Origin of the sequence: uncultured Streptococcus sp., from assembly GCF_938036805.1 — a bacterium.
GTDB lineage: Bacteria > Bacillota > Bacilli > Lactobacillales > Streptococcaceae > Streptococcus.
Map to the genome: position 1 here is coordinate 1 of NZ_CALHWC010000124.1, position 23952 is coordinate 23952.

22 protein-coding genes and 1 rRNA gene are annotated in these 23952 nt (G+C 41.9%); 2 read left to right on the forward strand and 21 right to left on the reverse strand.

What is annotated here, in order from left to right; genetic code table 11:
• The 12 genes from Q0191_RS04895 to Q0191_RS04950 form a co-directional block, all read right to left on the reverse strand.
• A 16S ribosomal RNA gene (locus tag Q0191_RS04895) occupies positions 1-59 on the reverse strand; the annotation flags it as partial.
• 406 nt (positions 60-465) lie between these two features.
• Positions 466-1095, reverse strand: coding sequence for an endonuclease III (nth, locus tag Q0191_RS04900; protein ID WP_297664345.1), 630 nt, complete (start codon positions 1093-1095; stop codon positions 466-468).
• A gap of 77 nt (positions 1096-1172) precedes the next feature.
• Positions 1173-1655, reverse strand: coding sequence for a transcription elongation factor GreA (greA, locus tag Q0191_RS04905; RefSeq protein WP_297664347.1), 483 nt, complete (start codon positions 1653-1655; stop codon positions 1173-1175).
• Positions 1656-1719: 64 nt separating this feature from the next.
• Positions 1720-3489, reverse strand: coding sequence for an endolytic transglycosylase MltG (gene mltG, locus Q0191_RS04910; protein ID WP_297664349.1), 1770 nt, complete (start codon positions 3487-3489; stop codon positions 1720-1722).
• A 97-nt stretch (positions 3490-3586) separates the two neighbouring features.
• On the reverse strand, positions 3587-4084 hold the full coding sequence (locus Q0191_RS04915) for a GNAT family N-acetyltransferase (RefSeq protein WP_297664351.1): 498 nt from the start codon (positions 4082-4084) through the stop codon (positions 3587-3589).
• On the reverse strand, positions 4084-4596 hold the full coding sequence (locus tag Q0191_RS04920; protein ID WP_297664353.1) for a GNAT family N-acetyltransferase: 513 nt from the start codon (positions 4594-4596) through the stop codon (positions 4084-4086). Before Q0191_RS04920 ends, Q0191_RS04915 begins: the two co-directional genes overlap by 1 nt.
• 11 nt (positions 4597-4607) lie before the next feature.
• The gene (gene murC / locus Q0191_RS04925) at positions 4608-5942 is read right to left on the reverse strand and encodes a UDP-N-acetylmuramate--L-alanine ligase (protein WP_005591898.1); all 1335 of its coding nucleotides are present in this window, start codon (positions 5940-5942) and stop codon (positions 4608-4610) included.
• A 32-nt stretch (positions 5943-5974) separates the two neighbouring features.
• Entirely contained in the window at positions 5975-6646 is a 672-nt protein-coding gene (locus tag Q0191_RS04930) for a cystathionine gamma-synthase (protein ID WP_297664358.1), read from the reverse strand.
• 32 nt (positions 6647-6678) lie between these two features.
• Positions 6679-9801: a DEAD/DEAH box helicase gene (locus Q0191_RS04935; RefSeq protein WP_297664360.1), complete on the reverse strand. Its 3123-nt coding sequence runs from the start codon at positions 9799-9801 to the stop codon at positions 6679-6681.
• Positions 9802-9952: 151 nt separating this feature from the next.
• Entirely contained in the window at positions 9953-10495 is a 543-nt protein-coding gene (gene raiA, locus Q0191_RS04940) for a ribosome hibernation-promoting factor, HPF/YfiA family (protein ID WP_297664362.1), read from the reverse strand.
• Between the two features lie 81 nt (positions 10496-10576).
• Positions 10577-11242, reverse strand: coding sequence for a ComF family protein (locus Q0191_RS04945; RefSeq protein ID WP_297664364.1), 666 nt, complete (start codon positions 11240-11242; stop codon positions 10577-10579).
• Complete coding sequence (locus Q0191_RS04950) at positions 11239-12540, reverse strand: DEAD/DEAH box helicase (RefSeq protein ID WP_297664366.1); 1302 nt, start codon at positions 12538-12540, stop codon at positions 11239-11241. Before Q0191_RS04950 ends, Q0191_RS04945 begins: the two co-directional genes overlap by 4 nt.
• 56 nt (positions 12541-12596) lie before the next feature.
• Between Q0191_RS04950 and Q0191_RS04955 the strand changes: the two genes are divergently transcribed.
• The gene (locus tag Q0191_RS04955) at positions 12597-13232 is read left to right on the forward strand and encodes a YigZ family protein (protein WP_297664368.1); all 636 of its coding nucleotides are present in this window, start codon (positions 12597-12599) and stop codon (positions 13230-13232) included.
• Positions 13233-13348: 116 nt separating this feature from the next.
• Entirely contained in the window at positions 13349-14278 is a 930-nt protein-coding gene (gene cysK / locus Q0191_RS04960; protein WP_297664370.1) for a cysteine synthase A, read from the forward strand.
• A gap of 50 nt (positions 14279-14328) precedes the next feature.
• On the opposite strand, the gene Q0191_RS04965 is transcribed toward cysK, so the two are convergent.
• From Q0191_RS04965 to Q0191_RS05005, 9 genes are all read right to left on the reverse strand, one after another.
• Positions 14329-14691, reverse strand: coding sequence for a S1 RNA-binding domain-containing protein (locus tag Q0191_RS04965; protein ID WP_015605261.1), 363 nt, complete (start codon positions 14689-14691; stop codon positions 14329-14331).
• Positions 14691-16091 (reverse strand): bifunctional Cof-type HAD-IIB family hydrolase/peptidylprolyl isomerase, encoded by a 1401-nt coding sequence (locus Q0191_RS04970; RefSeq protein WP_297664372.1) that lies wholly within the window; start codon positions 16089-16091, stop codon positions 14691-14693. Before Q0191_RS04970 ends, Q0191_RS04965 begins: the two co-directional genes overlap by 1 nt.
• Positions 16092-16128: 37 nt before the next feature.
• Positions 16129-16761, reverse strand: a complete 633-nt coding sequence (locus tag Q0191_RS04975) for a response regulator transcription factor (protein WP_297664374.1) — start codon at positions 16759-16761, stop codon at positions 16129-16131.
• Positions 16739-17758, reverse strand: coding sequence for a sensor histidine kinase (locus Q0191_RS04980; RefSeq protein WP_297664376.1), 1020 nt, complete (start codon positions 17756-17758; stop codon positions 16739-16741). Before Q0191_RS04980 ends, Q0191_RS04975 begins: the two co-directional genes overlap by 23 nt.
• Positions 17755-18450 carry a cell wall-active antibiotics response protein LiaF gene (gene liaF / locus Q0191_RS04985; RefSeq protein WP_149517969.1) on the reverse strand — a complete coding sequence of 232 codons (696 nt, stop codon included), beginning with the start codon at positions 18448-18450 and terminating at the stop codon, positions 17755-17757. Before liaF ends, Q0191_RS04980 begins: the two co-directional genes overlap by 4 nt.
• 222 nt (positions 18451-18672) lie before the next feature.
• The gene (locus tag Q0191_RS04990; RefSeq protein ID WP_297664381.1) at positions 18673-19488 is read right to left on the reverse strand and encodes an endonuclease/exonuclease/phosphatase family protein; all 816 of its coding nucleotides are present in this window, start codon (positions 19486-19488) and stop codon (positions 18673-18675) included.
• A 17-nt stretch (positions 19489-19505) separates the two neighbouring features.
• Positions 19506-21695 carry a PTS transporter subunit IIBC gene (locus tag Q0191_RS04995; protein WP_062004449.1) on the reverse strand — a complete coding sequence of 730 codons (2190 nt, stop codon included), beginning with the start codon at positions 21693-21695 and terminating at the stop codon, positions 19506-19508.
• 262 nt (positions 21696-21957) lie between these two features.
• Entirely contained in the window at positions 21958-22884 is a 927-nt protein-coding gene (locus Q0191_RS05000; RefSeq protein WP_062004448.1) for an ATP-binding cassette domain-containing protein, read from the reverse strand.
• Positions 22885-22894: 10 nt separating this feature from the next.
• Positions 22895-23952, reverse strand: a 1058-nt coding sequence (locus Q0191_RS05005) for an ABC transporter ATP-binding protein (RefSeq protein WP_297664386.1), incomplete at its 5' end; no start/stop codon positions are given.

Below are 23952 nucleotides of genomic sequence, written 5' to 3' on the forward strand. Positions count from 1 at the left end.
TGCATGTATTAGGCACGCCGCCAGCGTTCGTCCTGAGCCAGGATCAAACTCTCATTAAAAGTTTGAGTTCTCACTCATTTCTGTCACTGACAGATTTATTGTTTTTCCTTTGTTCAGTACTACAACATATGTTGTAGTGCCCTGCACATTGGTTCGTCTTGTTCAGTTTTCAAAGGTCTTTATCGCTCTCTCAAGCGACAACTATATCAGTATATCACCTATCTACTCCCTTGTCAACACTTTTTTCAAACTTTTTTATCTTTTTTTACAAATTTATTTCCTAATGCCTACAAAATCATTGATAAATCAACAACTAAAAGGGAAAGATAAACTCTCCCTTTTACTCTATTTCTAAATAATTATCTCAGAAAAATCTGATAAGTATGCCCCCAAGTCGCGCAACAGACTCTTACGCCCCTTAAACCTTTCATAGCCTAGTGAAATTTATTATTCAAAGACACTAACTTAAACATGATCAAAGTTGTAAAGTTGAGGATAGTGATCACACTCTGGATTTTTGGGATGGCAAATAGCTCGACCAAAGTAGATCATAGCCTGATGCGCAGCTAGCCAGCGTTCAGGCGGGAGAACATCCATAACACGTTTTTCAACTTCTAAAGGACTTGCTGACTTTTTGACAATATCGTGGTGTTTACAAATGCGTTCAACATGCGTATCAACGGCAAAAGCTGGAATACCAAACCCTACACTCATGACCACGTTAGCTGTCTTACGCCCCACCCCAGCTAAACTTTCCAATTCTTTCCGAGTCTGAGGCACCTGTCCATTGAAATCGTTCAAGAGTTGCTGGGCACATTTTTTTAGAAACTTGGCCTTATTTCGATAAAGTCCTAAACGTGAAATGTGCTTGGCAATATCTGCCTCGGATGCTGCTGCCATAGCTTCTGGAGTAGGATAAGCTAAAAATAGATTTGGTGTAGCTTTATTAACCGCAGCATCTGTCGTTTGAGCTGATAACATGACTGCCACGAGTAGCTCAAAGTGATTTCTAAAATCTAAACTCGGTTTGGCATCAGGAAATAGGGCAATAATCTCCTCGATGACATGGCGTGCTCGTTTTTTTGATAAAACCATCAGTATACAATCTCCTTTGCTTGTTCTATATTATAGCATAAATTGATAAAGAAAAAGCCGAGCGTGCTCGACCTTTCTTAGATTGTTTTTTCAACTTTTAGGATTTTGACATCATAGCTGCCAACTGGTGTTTCTACTGTTGCAATATCACCAGTCTTCTTACCAATCAATGCTTGACCAATTGGGCTTTCATTTGAAACTTTTCCCGCAAAGGCATCCGCACCAGCTGAACCAACGATAATGTATACTTCTTCTTCAGTCTCACCGACTTCTTGAATAGTAACAGTTTTACCGATGGCAACTTCATCTTTAGCAACTGAATCACTATCAACAATTACAGCATAGCGAATTTTAGTCTCCAGACTTGAAATTTGTCCTTCAACGAAAGCCTGCTCATCCTTTGCTGCTTCATATTCACTATTTTCTGATAAATCTCCGTAAGAACGAGCAATTTTAATGCGTTCTACTACTTCTGGACGTCGAACCAATTTCAATTCTTCTAATTCTTGTTCTAATTTTTCCTTTTCTACAAGGGTCATAGGATAAGTTTTTTCAGCCATTACTTTATTTTCTCTCTTCTTTCTATTTTTTGATAAAACAAAATTATGTGGAAAACCACATAATTTAGTTAGAACTTTCACCTGATTGGTTTAATTTGCTATTAACGTGTTCTTCCACATTCTTAGCGTGTTCTTCGTAAGTATTTGCAAAATATACAGCCCCAGTCTCCACATTTGCTACAAAATACAAGTACTCTGTCTTACTTGGATTAATAGTAGCTTCGATAGCAGACAGGCTTGGACTATCTACTGGACCAGGCATCAAACCTTGCTTTTTGTATACATTATAAGGCGAGTCAAGATTTGTATCGATTTCAGCATCTTCTTTAAGAGTTGTCTTTTGACCAAGTTTTCCTTGAGCATAAAGAAGTGCAATATTGCTCTGAAGTGGCATAGCTTGGTTCAAACGATTATAAAAGACGCTCGCAATATCTTTGCGATCCTGATCAGTTGAACCCTCTTTTTCAACTAAAGAGGCGAGGGTTAAAACATCATTGACCGTCAGATTCTTAGACTCAATTGTTGAGTAATACTGCGATAGATTGGTATTCATAGCAGCCAACATTTGGTCGATCAGTTCTTCAACCGTGGTTTCTTTTCCATAATCATAAGTAGCTGGGAAAAGATAACCTTCAAGACGATATTTAACACCACTATCCTTGCTCGGCAAAGTTGCTAGAAGCTGCGGATATTTAGCTGCCATTTTTGCAATAAAATCTTCATCTTGAGCTTTATTTAGAAAATCTTCCTTGCTGAATGGTGTTTTAGTATTCTTGTTCGCAGTTTTTGCAGCATTGACAGTAGTTGCCTCGGCGATTTGCTCCAAGGTATATCCCTCAGGAATTGTTATCTTGCCAAGAACTGGAGGCTGTGGTGTATCTGTCCCACCTTCTTGTAATTGCTTAGCAATCGTGTCTAAATCCATACTCTTTTGAAGATTATAGTAGCCAGATTGGAAATTACCATAACTTCTGATTTTTGAATAAAGATTAAAGACTTGAGCGTTCTTAATCAGGCCTTTCTTTTCTAAAATCTCTCCGATTTGTTTGGTACTAGAACCGGCAGGAATCTCCACCGTCACATATTCTGTCGATTTGGCATCTACTGGCTTCAGCGCGGAAGAGACATAATTGTATCCTACAAAACCAGTAATACCAAGGCCCAATAGGAAAAGTACCAAGACTGTCATCACGATTCGATTGGCTAGGCCGTTTTTACGTTTTTTCTTTTTACTACTATTGGTACGATCTGCACGAGAACGTTTCTTTCCATGAGCAACATCTCTACGGCTTAGCGTTGGTTCTGCAGTAGAAAAGTCTTTTTTAGCTTCTCTTTCATCTGTAGTGTTTGAATCAGGTAACACTGTTTCTTTTATCTCATCTGTAACAGGCGCCACCTTTTCTTGATAAGCTTCTGAATGAGGCACAGAAGTTTGAACCTCTCCAGATTCTATACTTTCCTTCTTAGCAACATCAGCTTGTCCTAGCCCATCAACATTTGATGGAACTTCCGAAATCGTAGAATTACGGACTATATTTTCTAGCACATCTGCCTGAGTATGAACGGTAGGATCGCTTTGTCCCATTGGCTCTTCTACTTTGACCTTACTAGGTTCTTCCTCTACTGAAGTATCCTTCTCTAGAACCTCATGAGATTTTTCAACAGCAGAAACGAGAGATTCCAAGCTCTCCGCCAATTCCATTTCTTTACCTAAAAGAGGCTGCGCTTCTTCCTGAACTGAGTGATTTTGGGTACCATTGGCTGCTGCCAACTCATTCAAAATCTTCTCTTTAAAACTCAGCGTCTTTTCGTTATCCTGTGAATTTTCAGTCAAAAACTTGATCTCCTTCTTCATAATCCCTAACATTATATCTTAAAAGTCAGATAAATGCAATCATATCCGACTTTCAAAAGTATATTATTTATGAAAATTATATCTGGGGATTTTCCCAAACCATATCAAACCATACTTCATCTGCATAGGTTGAGGACGAAGGTCCTTCATTGACAAAGTCATGTTGCTCATAGTAGGCTATCAAATAATCATGACAAGTGAGATTGATACCGTGGCGTTCATCAGCAATCACAATTTCCTTCATAACTTTCAACAAGGCTTTTCCTACACCCAAGCCCTGTGCTTCTTTAGAAATAGATAGACTAGTCACAGAGATAAATCCGCCAGCCAGATAGCTATAATCTTCAATGTCCTCCGTAAAGGAAATATCTTTTAAATAACGTTCTGGTCGGACAGGACCTTCTAAATAGCCCAAAATCTTGCCATTTTTTTCTGCGACCAAAAAAGTTGAAGGAATCGTTTCAATGTGTTTTGCCAATATTTCACGACTAATAGCCTCTTCTGGACTGAAATTTTCCAATTCGATCGCATAAATGGCATCTAAGTCAGCCATTTGAACTTGACGAATAATCATCACTTCTCCTTAAAATTAGGATTTTGCCATACCATATTTGACCAGATAGTCCCACCGTGAGTTGAGTCAGAAATCCCTTCATGGACGAAACCATTCATCTCAAAATAAGGTATCAGCTCATCATGACAGGTAAGGCTAATGCCCTGCCGATGTTCCTGAACAGCTGTCTCCTTGAAAGCTGCAAGCAACAAAGTTCCGACCCCCTGCCTCTGAAAATCAGAATGGACGGACAGACTTTGGACGACAATGAAGCCACCTTCTGGAGGATTGGCGCTCACTTTGCTGAAAAGGTCATCCTTCAGATATCGAGCTGGAACAGCCTTCCCAACAATATAGCCCGCCAGCTGACCATGCAGCTCTGCCAGCAAAAAAGTATCCGAGATGCGTTCAATCCGCTCTTTGAGAACTTCTGCACTGGCCGCTTCTGCTGCTGGAAAATTCAGCTGCTCGATTGCAAGAATTTCCTCCCAGTCGCTCAAGTCAGCCTGTCTGATTCGAATTGGTGCTTCCATCAAGTCTCCTCCTACTGAACGTTGCTGGTCAGATTGGACAGAAGACGTTCAAAGGAATATTCATAGGTCTGGATGTCCCCAGCTCCCATAAAGACATAAACGGCATTATCGTGGTCAAGAAGCGGAGAAACATTGTCCACATCAATAACCTTGGCCCGTTTCACAATCTTTTCAGCCAAATCTTCGACCTTAACATCGCCTTTGTCCACCTCACGCGCAGATCCGTAAATCTGAGCCAAATAGACTGAGTCAGCCTGATTGAGGGCTTCCGCAAATTCGTCCAAGAGAGCAATAGTCCGAGTGAAGGTGTGTGGCTGGAAGATGGCCACAATTTCCTTGCTTGGATACTTCTGACGAGCTGCATCCAAAGTCGCGATAATTTCCGTTGGATGATGGGCAAAGTCATCAATAATGACTGTGTCGTTGACAATCTTTTCTGTAAAACGGCGCTTAACTCCACTAAAGGTCTTGAGATGTTCTCTTACTAGATTCAAATCAATACCTGCAATGTAGAGGAGACCGATGACCGCTGTCGCATTCATAATGTTGTGACGGCCAAAGCTTGGAATCTGGAACTCACCCAGCTCTTGCCCGCGGAAGGAAACTTTAAAGCCTGAACCACTTGTAGAGCGCAAGAGATCGTGAGCGACAAAGTCATTGCCTTCTTCCTTGAAGCCATAATAATAAATCGGTGCATTTGAAGTAATGCGGCGTAGTTGCTCGTCTTCTCCATAAACGAAGAGCCCTTTAGTAATCTGCTTAGCATAATCATTGAAAGCATTAAAGACATCTTCCAAGCTTGTGAAATAATCTGGATGGTCAAAGTCAATATTGGTGATAATCGAATATTCCGGATGATAAGGCATAAAATGACGCTCGTACTCGTCTGATTCAAAGACAAAATACTTGGCATTAGCAGACCCGCGGCCTGTACCATCCCCAATTAGATAGCTAGTATCTGTGATATTAGACAGAACATGAGAAAGAATACCCGTTGTAGAAGTTTTCCCGTGGGCACCAGCCACACCTAAGCTGACAAAGTCACGCATAAAGCTACCCAAAAATTCATGGTAGCGTTTGTAACTGATACCATTGGCATCTGCATAGGCAATTTCCACATTGTTATCTGGACGGAAGGCATTACCGGCAATAATTTCAAAATCTGACTGGAGATTTTTCTCATCGAAAGGCAAAATGGGAATACCAGCCTGCTCTAGACCACGCTGAGTAAAATAATATTTATCAACGTCGCTTCCCTGAACCTTATGGCCCATCTGATGCAACATCAAAGCCAAAGCGCTCATTCCTGAGCCCTTAATTCCGATAAAATGATAGGTTTTCGTCATGATTACTCCTTAAATCTTAAACAACTGAAGCCTTATTGCCCTTGGGCATCTGAACTCAACTTGGTGATGTCCAATTCCTGCGCTTTTTTATGCTTATTGTGTTTTTCTCGCTTATTGCCTTTGTTATAGACTTGGCTGGTTTTGAGAAAATCGTAGTTATTCTTTTTCTTTTTTTCTTGATTAGCTGGCGCCTCTACAATAGCTTGAGGCTGAATATCCGCTAGTATGTAGCTATCTTGCTTGAGCTTGTTACTGAACTTTGTTAGCTCACCTGAATTTTCCTTTTGGAAAGGTGCTGTCGGCTTAACTGGATTCCCCTCAAGAGGAGGTGCTACCTTCCGACTACGAACTTTATTTGGGAGCTTGCTCGTCAAATAAGCAGCTGAACGTTTTTTCTTCAGATCAGCTCGAGCCTCCTCTCGCGCCTGCTCAGCATAGCGGATAGCTGGATCATTTTTGTCGATCGGCTTTTTAAAGTCCGTAACTGGGACTTGCTTCTTCCTAGCCTCACTTACAGTTTTGGCAGGAGCCACACGAGCAGGCTTTTCTGGCTCGACAATCGGCATCCATTCTAAATAATTACGGTCTTGGTAGTCACCTTTAATGTTGCTAATCAGATCCAACTCATCGTACAAATTCATGTGCGGCATTTCTGTCAACATAATTTCGTCATCAGCGATTATAGGAAATTTGGTATTTGTCATAGCATATCCTTTCAACTCTTCATTATTATAAACTATTCAAACTTTTTTTCAAGCGATTCAGATGAAATTCCAAGAATTTCTCGAATTTCTTCCAGCGAAAGACTGGAGCGAGACTCTGCCCCGTCCAGAATCGTTGAAACCAGATTTCGTTTAGTCTCCTGTAATTCTTGGATTTTTTCTTCAATGGTTCCTCGCGTAATCATGCGATAAACTTCGACATTCCGCTCCTGACCGATACGATGAGCCCGACCAATAGCTTGGGCTTCTACCGCAGGATTCCACCAAAGATCCACCAAAATAACGGTATTTGCACCAGTCAGATTGAGACCGACACCGCCGGCCTTGAGGGAAATCAGAAAGGCTGATCTTTCTCCTTGGTTGAAGGCTTTTGTCATCTCCTGTCGGTCTTTTGCCAGAGTTGAGCCTGTGATTTTGAAGGATTCCAGCCCCATCTGACCCAGCTCTTCCTCAATAATGTCCAACATACCACGGAATTGTGAAAATATCAGAACACGATGATTGCCGCCTTGAATCTGCTCCAACAGCTCACGCAAACTCTCCAGCTTACCGCTTTCCCCGTCGTAATCATCCATAAAAAGCTTAGGAGTATCACAGATTTGACGGAGTCGCATAAGCCCAGACAAGATTTCGATTTTGCTGCGATTGATTTCCTCCTCCGTTGCATGGAGAATTCGCTCCTGCATTTGCTTGAGCAGGGCTAGATAAATCGTTTTCTGGCTGTCTGCGAGTTCATTTCGGTAAGAAACTTCAATCAAATCAGGAAGCTCCTGCAAGACTTCTTCTTTCTTACGCCTCATAACAAAGGGTTTGATATAACGGGCAACCGTTTCTGCCGACATCTTCAAAAAAGCTTTCTTGCTCGGTAATAAGCCCGGAAGGACAATCTGGAAGATAGACCAAAGCTCGCCAAGATGATTTTCAATTGGCGTACCAGATAAAGCATAGGTACGGTCCACCTCAAAAGCTCTTAGATATTGAGCAATCTTGCTCTGATCATTTTTCATGACCTGTGCTTCGTCCAATATCAAATAATCAAAATGAAGCCCCCGATACTCCTCAACATCTTGTCTGAAAGAAGCATAGCTGGTAATCGTAATCTGATGATCTTCTGCAATCACAGCATCTCGGACATTTTTCAGTCCATACACAACAGCTACATCTAGGTCTGGAGCAAATTTGGCAAACTCATCACTCCAGTTGTAAATCAGGCTGGATGGCGCCAAAATCAAGACTTTCTTAGACTTGGTCAAATGAGCAGTCAAGAAAGAAATGGTCTGAAGGGTCTTTCCCAAGCCCATGTCATCGGCTAGAATACCACCAAATCCATATTTATTCAGCATGGATAGCCATTTCACACCCGTCTCCTGATAATCTCGAAGCTCTGCCTGAACCTTCAGTTTAGGTAGCGGGAAATCCTCAGGATGGGTCAAATCATAAGCTAGCTGGCGAAAATCCTGCGACAAGTCAACTCTTTCCTGATCTTTGAACAATTCAGAGAGTTGATAGGCGGCCAGACTATGCGTTTGGATGACCCCATTTTTAGAATGTTTGCTTCGCAATTGTTGCAAAGTCTGGCTGATTCGCTTACTTTTCTCATCAAAAATCAAGACCTGACCCGTCTTGCTGATAAAGTAATCCTTTTGACTCATCAGCGAATCTAGAACATCATCGACTTCAGACTGATCAATACCAGTAAAATCAAAGCCAATATCCAAGAGCCCACCATTCATACTAATGGAAACTTTCGGAGGTGCTGTTTGAGATAGACTCTGCAGCTCATCTGACAAGTAGACATTGCCTAGTGCTCTAAAGCGCGGAATCAAGACGGAGAAGAAGCGATAAATTTCTTCTGGTCGTAAAGGAGGACGCTGGCTGGTAAACTCATCTGCAAAACCCGCCTCCAGCATTGCTTTAAAAACTTGCTGTTCTCGCTCAAAATTGCTGGCAAAAGGTAGCTTTCTCAGCGCTTCACGACTGCTTACGATCTGACTGCCATAATCAAAGACAAGATCCAGTAATACTTGCTTGTCCGCTCCCAAATTAAAATTGAAATCAACGGTAAAGTCATGAATGAGCAGGCGCTCAGGCGCTGTCACACGGCCAATTTTTTTGAACTCAAGCAGACTCACTGCCAGTTTGGACTGTTCAGATACATCAAATTGCAGGCGCTTAACGCGCTCCTGCTCTATCGGTAATTCTTGTAAAGTCTTGATTAATTTGGTTTGCTCAGCCGTCAGCTGATAGAAGGTTTGATTATGAAAGAGAAATTGCCCCCCATAGAGCATCTTATAATTCTTTTCAGATATCAGCAGCTCAAAATAGTTTTCCCGCTCTTGCACTTCAAACTGATAAATCTCCGCCTCTTCATGCAAGTCTTGGAAAAAGACCTCAGCATAATCATAGAAGCTATATTCTAAACGAAATGACGTGAGATTCATCAAGCGAGTCACACCTTCTTCAAAAAGACTAGCTGGAAAATAGAGGTGCCGCCCAGCATTGGGAAAGACTAGTGGAGAATCCTGCCCCTTATAATCCGCTGCCAAGCCTCGTAAGAATTCTAGCAAATCTTGACTGGCCTCATCAAAATTCTCCATGCGAATAGGCTCATAGTAGCTCTTGCCGATCTGATAATGGCCACCCTTGCCCAAGGTTCTCAAAAAGGACAAAATATCACGCACCACATAAGAACGCTCATCTGGCAATCGACAGATCCGCAGACTCCATAAGAATTGTCCTGTGTAAGTATCTTCTTGGCCGGTCGCCAATAGCTCATAGCGGATTTGTTGACTGGATTTATCTAGCAAAATCTTATCCAAAAAAAGACTACCAAAAGAAACTAATTTCTGGGCTTCCTGACTAGAAGACTCTTTTTCTGTCATCTTCGCCAGCAGATCTTTACCCGCCGAATCATTTTTCAAAAAATATTCCAAGGCAGCCAGATGGGCACAGTACTTCTTCTTTTGAAAAAAATCACAGGAACAGAAAACTGCATCGTCATCTAGACTATAGCGTAGATTGTACTGATCCACGCGCGTGTATAGAAAGGAATCCTTAACTTCAAGAATTTCGACTTTTTTGCTGACACAGAGGGCAATTCCTTCCGTTCGAATTTTACCAGGAATTAATTTAGCCATACCTACCACCTAACATTTATCCCTTTATTATACCATAGGACAGCTATAAAAATAAAATAGAATTTCTTTATTTGTAAACATTCTTTGAAGTAGAATGAGCGAGAGCTTTCCTTACAACAAAAAGCCATCCAAATTGGACAGCTCTTTTACATTATTTTACTTCTAACAAACCGATATCTCCATCTTCACGACGATAGATAACATTCGTTGTATTATCTTCAACATCTGTGTAGATGAAGAAGTCATGTCCCAACAAATCCATTTGCAAAATAGCTTCATCTAGATCCATTGGTTTCAAGTCAATATGCTTAGAACGTACTACTTTAGAAGATGCTGCATCAGCGTCTTCTACTAAAGCATCTGTGAACAACTGGCTAGTTGCAACTTTGTTCCGATTTTTCTTTTCAATCTTTGTCTTATTCTTACGAATTTGACGTTCAATTTTATCGACAACTAAGTCAATAGATCCGTACATGTCTTGTGAAACATCTTCTGCCCGAAGGGTAATTGAGCCAAGGGGAATGGTTACTTCGACTTTCGCCGTTTTCTCCCGGTACACTTTCAGATTGACCCGTGCATCAAGTTCTTGCTCTGCTTGGAAATACTTCTCAATCTTCTCAAGTTTAGAAACTACGTAGTCACGGAGAGCATCAGTTACTTCTAGGTTTTCACCACGGATACTATATTTAAGCATATAAGTACCTTCTTTCTAAACATAAATGTTTTATTTACAATATCATTATAACGCTTTCATTCCTTTTTTGCAAATATTTTCTTATCTTGCGAGTGAAAATGTCAAAACTTCTTTCACACCTTCTTCCAGCAATAATTCTCGAGCCAATTGTAAGGTTTTTCCAGTCGTGTACACATCGTCTATCAGAAGAATTTTTTCAGGCAGGAGGACATCTTTCGCCAATGTAAAACATTGCTGACTGTTTAATCGTTCTTCACGATTTTTACTGGATTGGGCAAGCGCATCCTGCTTTTCCAGCAAATGTTTATAAGGCAAGCCAGCTGCTTGCAAGAAGCCTTCCACCTGATTAAAACCTCGGCTTTGGTATTTTTCAGGGCTAACGGGAATAGGAACCAGAGTATATTTTTTGAAATTTCTGAGACTTTTTTTGAGAACTTCCGCAAACACAAATCTCAGAAGATAATCTCCTTGAAACTTGTATTTGCTGAAGAAATCCTTCATCAAATCATTATAAAGAAAACAGGCCTGATGCTGCACCAAGTAGCCTTGCGCTTCCCAGGTTTGACAATCCGAGCAAATTTCCGTTTCTCCCTCCTTCCAGCAACGTGGGCAATGGATAGAGGAAATCGCTTCAAATCCTGCTCGGCAATGTTTACAAATTGTATTTTGTTCTTTTTGTAATAAAATCAAGGAAGAAAAAGTCCTATTTTCTTCTACTGCCTGGCTGCATAGCAGGCAATTTCTCATAGGCCGGCCTCCTTGTTCATCAGTTTGATTTCACGAATCGCTTTTTCGATTGAACGTGTGGTGCCGTCGTGAAAGAAGAATAAATCTCCCGTCGGCCTCTCCATGCTACGTCCCACTCGACCAGAAATTTGCACCAAGGCGCTACGGCTAAAGAGACGATGGTTGGCCTCTAGAACAAAAACATCTACACAGGGAAAGGTCACGCCACGCTCTAAGATGGTTGTCGTAACCAAAATGGTAATTTCTCGCTTGCGAAACTCTTCAACGATTTCTAAACGATTTTCAGTTGTTGAAGCCACAAATCCGACTCTTTCCGCTGGAAAGATCTCCTTCAAAACTTGCGCAAATTCTTGACCTCTTTTGATTTCTGAGGCAAAGATCAGTAAGGGAAAGCCTGTTTTTCTCTGTCTCTCGATATATTTTTTCAGTTTAGGCGGCAATTTCTTTTTCGCTAAATATTTTTGAAAATCTGCCAGCCAAACTTTTTGGGGCACAATCAAAGGATTCCCATGGAAGCGCCGCGGAAGGCTGAGTCGTTTTAATTCTCCTTTTTGGACTTTTTTATCCAGCTCATCCGTCGAAGTGGCAGTTAGGAAGATAGTGGTTCCCTCCTCCTTGACCGACTGCTCCACGGCGTGGTAGAGCACAGGATTGTCTACATAAGGAAAAGCATCCACCTCGTCCACAATCAGCAAATCAAAAGCTCGATAAAATTTAAGAAGCTGATGGGTAGTAGCAATGACCAAGGAACTACGAAAATATGGCTCGGATTCCCCATGCAAAAGCGAAATCGGGAAGGCAAAATCCAGCTTGAGCCGGCGATAAAGCTCCAAACAGACATCAATCCGAGGGCTGGCTAGGCAAACGGCACCTCCACGATCAATCACTTCTGCAATCACCTGATAAATCATTTCTGTTTTGCCCGCCCCAGTCACTGCATGGACTAGGGTATTCTGCTTTTGAGCGACTGCCTCTAACAGTCCCTGAGAAACTTTCTCTTGAAAGGTCGTTAGTTGCCCCTGCCACTTGAGTACCTGATTTTTAGGAAAATCTTCCTGCGGAAAATAATAGAGTTCTTGATCACTCCGAACTCGCCCCAACATCAAGCACTCCCTGCAATAGTAGGCATTGACTGGTAGCTGATGATGCTCTTTGTCCACTTGAGTGCCACAGCGGCCGCAAAACAACTTCCTCTTTTCCTCTCGCATACTGGGCAGCTGCTGGGCCTGCGAGCGCAGCTCAGGGCTTAGCTGATCCTTTGTAAATATCCTACCTAAGCAATCTTTTCTTTCTAACATACTTTTTTATTCGTAAAACTTTTGGAAAAATCCAATTTTTTGTGTACAATAAAACTATGGAATATAGAACAATTAGCCAAGACGGTCAAGCCCAAGAAGAAATTAAGAAATCCCGCTTCATTTGCCATGCCAAGCGCGTTTACTCAGAAGAGGAAGCTCGGGATTTTATTGCAGCCATCAAAAAAGAGCACTATAAAGCCACTCATAATTGTTCTGCTTTTATTGTCGGAGAGAAAAGTGAAATCAAACGAACCAGTGACGACGGCGAACCCAGCGGTACAGCGGGCGTTCCCATGCTCGGTGTCATGGAAAATCACCAGGTGACCAATGTCTGCTTTGTGGTCACGCGCTATTTTGGCGGGATCAAGCTAGGAGCTGGCGGACTCATTCGGGCTTATGCAGGCAGCGTCGCTTTGGCAATCAAAGAAATCGGTTTGATCGAAATCAAGGAACAAGCTGGCTTGCGCCTCAAAATGTCTTACAGCCAGTACCAAAACTTCGATAACTTTTTAAAAGCTGAAAATCTGATCGAATTCGACACAGAATTCACAGATCTAGTTGCCACAACCATCTATATCGACAAGCAAGAAAAAGAACCACTAGAACAGAAATTAGTCGAGTTTTTCAACGGCAAAATCCAAATTGATGATCAGGGCTTGCGCGAGGTTGAAATTCCCTTAACAGTTGAATAATTTAAAAAGCTAGGCTTGGTGATAAAGAATTTTTATCATGGTCATAGCTTTTTTATATTTTACAAAGTGCCGCTTTCGTCTTATACTAGTTTCATTAAAGTATTGAGGTAGGAAAAATGGCAAACATTTATCAAAATATCACAGAATTAGTTGGAAGAACGCCAATTGTTAAACTAAATAATATCGTTCCTGAAGGAGCAGCTGAGGTTTACGTCAAGTTAGAAGCCTTCAATCCTGGCTCTTCTGTAAAAGACCGGATTGCTCTCAGTATGATTGAGGCAGCTGAGCGCGATGGCCTTATCAAGCCTGGCGACACTATTGTGGAAGCAACCAGCGGAAATACCGGTATTGGCCTTTCATGGGTTGGAGCAGCTAAAGGCTACAAGGTTGTCATTGTGATGCCAGAAACTATGAGTGTGGAGCGCCGCAAGATTATTCAAGCCTATGGAGCAGAGCTAGTTTTGACTCCAGGTAGCGAAGGAATGAAGGGCGCCATCGCCAAGGCAGAAGAAATCGCCCAAGAGCGAAATGGCTGGCTGCCACTACAATTTAACAACCCAGCCAATCCAGAAGTTCACGAACGAACAACAGGAGCAGAAATTGTCTCTGCTTTCGGTGAAACTGGACTGGATGCCTTTGTCGGTGGTGTCGGAACTGGTGGGACTATCTCTGGTGTTTCTCATGCTCTTAAAAAAGCGAATCCGAACATCCAAGTCTATGCAGTCGAAGCAGACGAATCTGCTATCCTTTCTGGAGAAAAACCTGGTCCGCATAAAATCCAAGGACTTTCAGCTGGCTTCATTCCCGAGACCTTGGATACAGAAGCTTACGATGGCATTGTCCGCGTGACTTCTGAGCAAGCGCTAGAATTGGGACGCTATATTGGTGGTCAGGAAGGCTTCTTAGTGGGAATTTCATCTGCTGCAGCTATTTTTGCAGCCATTGAAGTCGCGAAAAAACTAGGAGCTGGTAAGAAAGTTCTTGCTCTGACACCTGATAACGGAGAACGCTACCTGTCTACTGCCCTCTATGAATTTGACGCTTAATCGTGAAAAGAGTCTACCAAAAATCCTACTCAAATTGAGTAGGATTTTTTCTAATCTTTTTGTTCTTTTAGAAAAGCCTTGGCTTCCTTAATCCAGATTGGCATTTGCTTGCCTAAGGGCGCAAAACCAATTTTACAACGATCATTTGAAAAGCGATGCCGTCTCGGTAAACGATGCTTTTCTTCCTCTAAAGTCCGCATTGACAGGCTGGCCTTACCAGAAAACTCATCATAATCCACCACCTGGACGAGAACCTGATCCCCGATTTTTAAAATATCGTGAATATTGTCAATATAGCCTGTCCGAATCTCAGAAATATGAATGAGCCCGATCAGACCGCTTTCTAGTTCAACAAAGGCACCGTAGGGCTGAATCCCCGTAATTTTACCCTTTAACTTATCTCCGATTTTCATTAGTCTACAACCTCAATCGTCTCAATAACAACATCCTCAAGCGGTTTATCCATTGAAGCTGTCTCAACTGCTGCGATCTTGTCCAGAACTTCATAAGAAGCTTCATCTACTAGCTGCCCAAACACAGTATGTCGACGGTCCAAATGCGGTGTCCCTCCTTGGCTAGCATAAACTTCAGCGATTGGCTTTGGCCATCCTCCCCGAGTCAATTCCTTGGTTGAATAAGGAAGACTGCTGTTTTGGACAACAAAGAACTGACTGCCATTGGTATTTGGACCAGCATTCGCCATTGACAGAGCGCCTCGGATATTATAAAGCTCCGGTGAAAACTCGTCTTCAAAGCGTTCACCGTAGATGGACTCCCCACCCATGCCAGTACCCGTCGGATCGCCCCCCTGAATCATAAAATCTTTGATAACTCGGTGGAAAATCACTCCGTCATAGTAGCCATCCTTAGATAAGGCAATAAAGTTGGCAACTGTTTTGGGCGCTTGCTCTGGGAAGAGTTGAATCTTCAACTCACCATGATTTGTCTTGATCTTTGCCACTGGTCCTTCAAGCTCGTCAAGATGAAGCTGTGGGAAGGTCAATTCTTTCTCCACCATGCCCAATTGTTCCAAAGCATCAAAAATGCCGTCTTCTTCGACCCTTTTTGTGACAAAATCAGCTTTTTTCTGTAGCTCTTCATCGGAAACTCCCATAGCAATGCTGAGCCCTGCATAGTCAAACAACTCTAAATCATTGAGTCCGTCGCCAAAAACTAAAACATTTTCTGGTTTGAAACCGAGGTGCTCCACGACCTTGGCAACGCCAGCTGCCTTTGAACCTTCTTTCGGTACGACATCCGATGAATGCTCATGCCAACGTACCATACGGAGAGACTTGGCCAAATCTTCTGGCAACTGCAAACTGTCGCCTACATCCTCAAAAGTCCACATTTGGTAGATTTCATGATCTTGGTAAAAATCAGGATTGACAGCCAGATCTGGATAAATGATATCAATTGCTGACGAAATCATAGGATTGCGAACAGACAAAGCCGCTTCGTGACTACTTACCAAACCGTAATCAATGCCTACTTCCTTGGTCCAAGCAATGTAGGATTCTACGCATTCTTGTGGAATAACTGTTTTCGCAATGACTTTGCCCTTTCGATCTTCAACATAAGCCCCATTCAAGGTAACAAAGAAATCAGGATCCAAGGCACGAATTTCTGGAACAACTCCAAAAATGCCACGACCAGAAGCAATTCCTGTCAGAATTCCCTTTTCTCTCAGCTGCTTAAATACATCTTTGATCGACTCTGGGATGAAGCCCGTTTCCTTGACCCGCAAGGTATCGTCGATATCAAAGAAAACAATCTTAATTTTTTTCGCCTTATATTTTAATTTTGCCTTCATATTTTCCTCTTTCAATTTAATCTTTTCTATTATATCATTAAAAATCGTCTTGCGGAACAAGGTGATGCTGAAAAGCGTAGACGACTGCTTGAGTTCGATCGCTCACTTCCAGCTTAGACAAAATATTGGACACATGCGTCTTGACCGTTTTCAAGGAAATAAAGAGCTCATCAGCAATCCGCTGGTTTTCATAGCCCTTGGCTAGAAGCCCCAAAATATCCCGCTCTCGCGCAGTTAAATCCTCATAAAGCTCTATGTGATTTCGATGGTATTCGACCTTCTTGCTGACTTCTGTTTCAATGGCAAATTCACCTTTTGCAACCTTTCTAACGGCGTGGAGAATTTCATCCGCACTAGAAGTCTTCAACATATAACCACGGGCACCCGCATCCAAGACAGGATAGATTTTTTCATTGTCCAGATAGGAAGTCAAAATTAAAATCTTTGCCTCTGGCCATTCTTTCAAGATAGCCAAGGTGGCATCAATGCCGCTCATCTCCGGCATGACAATGTCCATCATAATCACATCTGGACGGCTTCCCAGAGCCTTTTCGACACCTTCTCTACCATTGGTAGCCTCTGTCACCTCTTCGATATCGTCCTGTAATTCAAAAAAGCTTTTCAAACCCAATCTGACCATTTGATGATCATCCACTAGTAATATTCTCATCCTTTTCCCCTTCTAACAATGGAACTCTGATTTCGATAGAAACTCCTTTTTTGGGAGCTGTTAGAATCTTCAAGGTTCCAGCCATATCATGCACTCGATCTTCAATATTTTTCAAACCATAACTCATATCAGCCAAACTAGCTGGATCAAAACCGATTCCGTCATCAGAAACCTTGAGCTTAAGCCTATTTGGCGTCTGATAGAGATAGATGTCCAGACGACTGGCCTGAGCATGACGCAAGGTATTATTGATTATTTCTTGGATAATCCTAAAAATGTGCTCCTCTATCTGCTTGGGCAGGCTGACCACCTCATGCTTAAACTGGACAGTCAAGTCTGACTTATCTGTCAACTCTTTGATTAAGACATTCATGCCCTCTACCAAGGTCCGATTTTCCAACTCTGCCGGTCGTAAATGTAAGAGCAAAATCCGCAAGTCTTTTTGTGCTGTATCCAGAATATCCGCGATGCCCTTTAACTGCTGCTGGAGATTGTCTTTATCCAGACGCTCCACATTCCCAGCGACACCTGAAAGAATCATATTCGCAGCAAATAGCTCCTGACTGACCGTATCATGCAAATCGCGAGCAATCCGCCTGCGCTCTTTTTCGATAATCTTCTCTTCCTCCTGCAAGGCCTGATTCTCTGATTTCTGCAAGTTTTCGGTTAGACTATCCAACTTTTCTTTTAAGCGGACGAAAGAATCGTCCAATTCTGCCTGGCCGGTTTCTTGTATGTCACCGCCTTCTAAAATAGCTTTTAAATTCTTCTGAACTTGAGAAAGAGACAGGTGCTGAAGGAAGCGCGCAGCAGCGGCCAAAAGGATAGTCAGCGCTAAGCCCAGAACCAGAACAAAGAAAGCAAAGGACTGGAGCAAGTCCAGATTATTCAGCAGCTTTTGCCATTCTAAATTAAAAAGATTAAAAATGTAGTGAAAGATAACCCCTAAAACGAAGAAGGTATAGAGGAAAATGACCAAATAACTTGTTTTTTTCACTTTCTAACAACCTCCACATTTCCTAAAAAGCTGACCAAAACAATTTTTACAGTTTTGCTGGCTCTCTTATAGTCAGGCGTTGTCAACGAAATCGTTTCATTGCGCAGCTTGCGTGTCGGATGATTTAAAAAATTCAAATCTCCATACAAAGTGTTAATCTGAAGCTGGATTTCTACATCTAAAGGGATGACAATCTTGGTATCTCCAAAGCCCTTACGAATCACAATCACATTATCATGATTGACCACAATGACATCCTCTAAGTGAATGGTGTCCTTACCCATCATTCTCAAGAGATTAATATCATGAAACTGGCAGTCATCCTTTGAAAAATGCTGCAAATCCCCCAACCAACGATTTTTTTCAGCTCGAACTTCGGTCGCATCTTCAAAGAAAAGATGGGTCTCTTGATTTTCTTTGTAAAGATAAGGATAGGCCACAATCATGCCGTAAATCAAGGCAAAAAGGACAGCGGCAATAACATAAGGATTGAGCATGACAATGAAAAAGAAGACAATCATGGTCGCAACCAATAGCGAATTGCCTCTCTGCTTGCCGAAATAATAATATAAAAACAAGAGAAAGAGCAGCATGATGAGAACAACACGCGAAAAATCGGCGGCCAGCATGGTAACCAAGGCCATTGATAATAGAATCGCTTCAACAAAGATGAATAATTGAACTTTCCACATAGCTATTCCCTTCCTTACATGTCTATTGTAACAAAATTAAGCAAAAAAACCTCCGTCTGAGGCATGAAATAGCAAGATTATCCTATCTTAACCAGCAGAACTTCTTGGCTCTAGACTTCTTTGCACTTTTCCTCTAAAAAGCAAAGAATCGCTTCAAATGCTGTTTAAGCAAAACAAACATTTAAAGCGATTTTTTAGTTTATTTCGATTGTTCAGATAAGCTTAGAAATGAACTTGAGCTTCCAAGCCAAAATGGTCACTAACGACTGGACCACGTTGCCCATCAAAAACAACAGCAGATTTTTCAATATTGAAATCTTTGCTTGTAAAGATATAATCAATTTTTAGAGCATCTTTGTTTCCTGCCCATCCAGCAATATCGCCTTCAACCGTCGCTGTACCAATTGCTTGGTCAGCCACCTTATGGCTGTCCTGGAGAGCAAGTGGGCTTTGAAGAATGTGCTGGTAACCCTCGTGATCAACAGGATTGTTAAAATCTCCCATGAGGACAAGAGGAGTCTCAACTTGCAAGAGCTCAGATTCAAACTTAGCCCACTCTCCTTGGAAACCTTTATCCCACCAAGATAGGTGACAAGAAGCAACTGTGATGAGCTGACCATCGAGCTCCGTTTCTGCCAGCAAGACTTTACGCGTATGATAGTCACTTGGATCATTGACATCAGACACCAAGAGCTCTCTTGCCTTCAGGGGCTTTCTGGACAGAATTGCAACCCCTTCATTATAAATATCAAATCCAATATGGTTATAAGCCCAAGACCAGTAATAGTCCAGATCTGCCTCAGCTAGCTTTTCAACCAGACGTAGGGCATAGTGGTCCTGGTGAATCGGAATGGCGCCATCTACCGCATAATAAAATGGAGCCTGAACAACCTGTTCAGACTCCACTAATTGATTGACTTCCTGCAGGCAAATGACGTCATATTTTTCTTGAAGAATCCGCTCAGCTAGCTGATTTAGCTTGCTTTCTTGCTCTTCTTCCATCCAACTATGAGTATTTAAAGTCAGGAATTTTGCCATGATTTCTCTTTTCTATCTTACAATTCTACTTTAGCCACAACTGTCTTAGGAGCGACTTTACCGAATTTCTCAACTGCTACTGATTTGATTGCTGGAGCATTTGTGAAGACAACGATAGTGGTTGTTTCACGACCCGCTTCTTTAATAGCCGCCAAATCTGCTGTTACCAAAAGATCACCTGCAGCAACGGTTTGTCCTTCTGCTACATGTACTTCAAATGGTTTGCCTTCAAGGCTAACAGTATCCAAACCGATATGAACAAGCACTTCAAGACCAGCTTCAGTCAAGAGACCAAGAGCATGTTTTGTAGGGAAGACGCTTGTCACTTTACCAGCTACTGGAGAATAGATTTTGCCATTTGCTGGTTCAACCGCAAATCCGTCACCCATCATTTTTTGTGAGAAGACTGGATCTTTAACATCTTCCAACTTAACAACTTCACCATCAGCAACTGTTTCGATTGCTTCTGTCACGCCTTTGTAGCTAACTGCTGCAGCTGCAGACTCAGCTTTTTGACTTGGCAAAGTTTCAGGGATCACTTCTCCTGAATCCAACAAGTCTTGGATATCAGATTTAAGAACGTCAGCTTTTGGTCCGTAGATTGCCTGAACGCCTTGACCTTTCATAACCAAGCCCATAGCGCCTTCAGCTTTCCATTCTTCTTCAGAACCAACTTTTGTTGCGTCCTTAACAGTCACACGAAGACGAGTCATACATGCATCAACATCAACGATATTAGCACGGCCACCTAGCAAGTTAATGACATTCACTGCTTGAGAAGAAGCAGCTACTTTTGCACCACCTTGTTCTGATGAAGCAGCTTCTGAACCTTCAGCTGTTTCATAGTTACCGTTACGTCCTGGAGTTGCATAATTGAATTTTTGAATCATGAAGTTCGCAATGAAGTACATGATTACTGCAAAGAGAACTGTTACCCAGATAAAGTTAATGATATCCATACCCAAACCAGCATTGATAGCCATTGGAGTACGAGTCAAGAATTCGATAGACCCGAATGAGTGCACACGAAGGTTAACAATGTCCGCCATAGCAAAGGCAGCACCTTGTACAAATGAGTAAATCAAGTAAAGTGGAGTTGCCACGAACATGAACATGTATTCGATTGGTTCAGTAACCCCTGTCAAGAAGGTTGCCAAAGCAGTCGCAATCATCATACCTTTGTATTGATGTTTCTTGTCAGCATCAACATTGCGGTAAATAGCTGCAGCAACACCCATAAGGATACCAAATGAACCGATCATTTGTCCAACTTTGAAGCGGGCTGGATGGAATGTGTCAAGCAAATATTGGTACTTAGTAGGATCAGCTGTCTTAGTACCAACCAAGTCATTTACCCAAGCCAACCAGAGTGGATCTTGACCAAATACTTGAGTACCTTTAGCAGCACCAGTCAATACTTCATAAGTACCACCAAGTTGTGTGTAGTTCATTGGGATCGTCAACATGTGGTGCAAACCGAATGGAAGCAAGAGACGTTCCAAAGTACCGTACAAGAACGGTGCCAAGATTGGAGCAGTATCTTGTGAGTTAGCAATCCAAATACCAAAGTTGTTGATACCTGTTTGAACAACTGGCCATACAAATGACAAAACAATTGCTACGATTACTGAACGCAAGATAACAACGAACGGTACAAAACGCTTACCATTGAAGAATGACAAAGCATCTGGCAATTTACGGAAGTTGTAGTATTTGTTATAAGCTGTTGCTCCGACAAAACCAGCGATAATTCCGACGAAAACCCCCATATTCAAAGCAGGAGACTCAAGGACACTGATAAAGTAATCAGAAACCTTGATGCTTCCTCCTAAGAGAGTACTAACCACTGCTTTAGAATCTTTCAGCATATCGCTTGATACACCGAACATAACCCCAGTGATACGGTTAATCAAAATGAAGGATAAACCTGCCGCAAAGGCACCGCCAGCACGTTCTTTCGCCCAGCTACCTCCAATAGCGAGAGCAAAGAGGATATGCAGGTTTCCGATAATCCCCCAACCAATTTGTTCTAAAACGCCACCAGTAGTCACTAGAAAACCTAGTTCAGGGTTGATCATCGGAATTGACTTACCAATACTGATCATCAAACCTGCTGCGGGCATAACCGCAATAACCACCATCAAAGCTTTACCGAATTTTTGCCAAAATTCAAAGCTAAAAATGTTTTTGAATGAATCTTTCATCATCCAGACCTCCTTATATTTTACACAAACCACCCCTTGATGAAATCGTTTGCATTGAATAATACTATTATACCACTATTTTTAATTTTGTAAAGGCTTTTATAAAAATTATTTTGGGACTTTTTCCTATATTTAGTGGAATAATATATAGAATAAGGTGAAATCATAGTATGCAAGCGATTGCGTATATTTCCGTAAATTTGCTGAAATAACAATAAAAAAAAAGCCGAGAAACATTCAAGTTCATGTTTCTACAGCTTCTTTTTTATTTATATTCTTTTTTATAGCGGTCAGCTTCTGCTTGATTAGCCCAGACATAGTGACCAGGACGGATCTCAACCATGCTAGGTTGATCCACTGAGTAGTCATGCTGCTCTGGATCGTAAACCTTTAAGACCTTTTTGCGCTCCAAAATTGGGTCTGGAATCGGCACTGCAGACAAAAGGGACTGCGTATAAGGGTGGATAGGGTTGTTAAACAACTCTTCTGTCTCTGCAACCTCGACGATAACCCCTTTATAGATAACAGCGATTCGATCTGAAATAAAACGAACTACCGATAGGTCATGGGCGATAAAGAGATAGGTCAAGCCAAGTTCTTTTTGGAATTTTTTCAAAAGATTCAAGACTTGCGCACGAACGGAAACGTCCAAGGCAGAGATTGGCTCATCCGCAATGACGAAATCTGGCTCCATGACTAAGGCACGAGCAATCCCAATCCGCTGACGTTGACCACCAGAAAACTCGTGAGGATAGCGTGTCAAATGCTCAGCTAAAAGACCAACTTCACGAATGATATTCTTAACTTTTTCTTGACGATCTTCTTCATTTTCAAAAAGATGGTAGTTATAAAGACCTTCTGAAATAATATAGTCAACCGTCGCACGCTCATTTAAGCTGGCAGCCGGGTCTTGGAAAATCATCTGAATCTTACGGATCAATTCAGCTTCATCAGCTTTCGATTGCTTCCCGTTGATTTTCTTGCCTTCGTATAAGATGTCCCCTGCACTGGTATCATTCAAGCCGATGATAGCACGGCCGATGGTTGTTTTACCAGAACCAGATTCACCTACTAGGGAAAAAGTTTCTCCTTTATTGATAAAGAAATTTGCATTCTTTACAGCTACAAATTTCTTACTTCCTTCGCCGAAGGAAATTTCTAAATCTTTAATTTCAACTAATTTTTCAGTCATTTCCTTCCTCCTAAGCTTCTAAGTGATTGAAGCCCATTTTTGAACGAATTTTATCATGAAGGTTTTCGATAATGGCTGGTTTCTCAACCTTTGGCGCATCTTCGTGCAAGAGCCAAGTCTTAGCCCAGTGCGTATCGGAAACCTGAAAGGCAGGAGCTTTTTCTTCGAAATCAATGGCCATTGCATAGTCCGAACGAAGTGCAAAAGCATCCCCTTTAATGCTAGTATATAGCGACGGTGGTGTACCTGGAATCGAGTAGAGTTCACCATTTGCTTCAGCTAACTGCGGCAAGCTAGACAGCAAGCTCCATGTATATGGATGTTTTGGATCGTAGAAGATTTCTTCAACTGTTCCATATTCAACGATCTCGCCAGCATACATAACTGCCACTTTATCAGCAATACTTGCCACAACACCAAGGTCATGGGTGATAAAGACAGTCGTGAAATGGTATTCTGCCTGCAATGATTTGAGCAAGTCAATAATCTGCGCCTGAATCGTCACATCGAGGGCCGTTGTAGGCTCATCACAGATCAGAATATCTGGACGACAAGCCAAGGCGATCGCGATAACAATCCGTTGACGCATCCCGCCTGAATATTGAAATGGATATTCTTCAAAACGCTTCTCAGCGTCAGGAATTCCGACTTTGGTCATGTAGTCGATTGCCATTTCTTTGGCTTCTTTGCTTGTTTTTCCTTGGTGTTTGACGATTACTTCGGTAATTTGACTTCCGATTGTATTAATCGGATCTAGACTAGTCATGGGATCTTGGAAAATGGTTGCAATTTTAGCCCCGCGGATTGGCTCCCAATCCTTGTTGCTCTTTAGGGCCGTCAAATCAGTTCCTCGGTAATCAATCGTTCCTTGAGCTACACGGCCATTTTCTTCCAACATTCCAGTAAATGTTTTTGTCAAAACAGATTTACCAGAGCCAGATTCTCCAACCAGAGCTAGAACTTCACCTTCAACTAGATCAAGGGAAACGCCTCGAATGGCAGTCAATACTCTGTCACGAACGTCAAATTCCACGACAATATCGCGAGCAGTCAATATTACATTTTTAT

Bases quoted from the DNA above. Each gene is read 5' to 3' on its own strand.
- Q0191_RS04955 (WP_297664368.1), top strand. From the start codon at position 12,597: ATGGAATATAGAACAATTAGCCAAGACGGTCAAGCCCAAGAAGAAATT.
- cysK (WP_297664370.1), top strand. From the start codon at position 13,349: ATGGCAAACATTTATCAAAATATCACAGAATTAGTTGGAAGAACGCCA.
- Q0191_RS04930 (WP_297664358.1), bottom strand. From the start codon at position 6,646: ATGACAAATACCAAATTTCCTATAATCGCTGATGACGAAATTATGTTG.
- Q0191_RS04965 (WP_015605261.1), bottom strand. From the start codon at position 14,691: ATGAAAATCGGAGATAAGTTAAAGGGTAAAATTACGGGGATTCAGCCC.
- Q0191_RS04935 (WP_297664360.1), bottom strand. From the start codon at position 9,801: ATGGCTAAATTAATTCCTGGTAAAATTCGAACGGAAGGAATTGCCCTC.
- murC (WP_005591898.1), bottom strand. From the start codon at position 5,942: ATGACGAAAACCTATCATTTTATCGGAATTAAGGGCTCAGGAATGAGC.
- Q0191_RS04915 (WP_297664351.1), bottom strand. From the start codon at position 4,084: ATGATTATTCGTCAAGTTCAAATGGCTGACTTAGATGCCATTTATGCG.
- raiA (WP_297664362.1), bottom strand. From the start codon at position 10,495: ATGCTTAAATATAGTATCCGTGGTGAAAACCTAGAAGTAACTGATGCT.
- Q0191_RS04990 (WP_297664381.1), bottom strand. From the start codon at position 19,488: ATGGCAAAATTCCTGACTTTAAATACTCATAGTTGGATGGAAGAAGAG.
- greA (WP_297664347.1), bottom strand. From the start codon at position 1,655: ATGGCTGAAAAAACTTATCCTATGACCCTTGTAGAAAAGGAAAAATTA.
- nth (WP_297664345.1), bottom strand. From the start codon at position 1,095: ATGGTTTTATCAAAAAAACGAGCACGCCATGTCATCGAGGAGATTATT.
- Q0191_RS04920 (WP_297664353.1), bottom strand. From the start codon at position 4,596: ATGGAAGCACCAATTCGAATCAGACAGGCTGACTTGAGCGACTGGGAG.
- Q0191_RS04970 (WP_297664372.1), bottom strand. From the start codon at position 16,091: ATGAAGGCAAAATTAAAATATAAGGCGAAAAAAATTAAGATTGTTTTC.
- Q0191_RS04950 (WP_297664366.1), bottom strand. From the start codon at position 12,540: ATGTTAGAAAGAAAAGATTGCTTAGGTAGGATATTTACAAAGGATCAG.
- Q0191_RS04945 (WP_297664364.1), bottom strand. From the start codon at position 11,242: ATGAGAAATTGCCTGCTATGCAGCCAGGCAGTAGAAGAAAATAGGACT.
- Q0191_RS05000 (WP_062004448.1), bottom strand. From the start codon at position 22,884: ATGACTGAAAAATTAGTTGAAATTAAAGATTTAGAAATTTCCTTCGGC.
- liaF (WP_149517969.1), bottom strand. From the start codon at position 18,450: ATGTGGAAAGTTCAATTATTCATCTTTGTTGAAGCGATTCTATTATCA.
- Q0191_RS04975 (WP_297664374.1), bottom strand. From the start codon at position 16,761: ATGAGAATATTACTAGTGGATGATCATCAAATGGTCAGATTGGGTTTG.
- Q0191_RS04995 (WP_062004449.1), bottom strand. From the start codon at position 21,695: ATGATGAAAGATTCATTCAAAAACATTTTTAGCTTTGAATTTTGGCAA.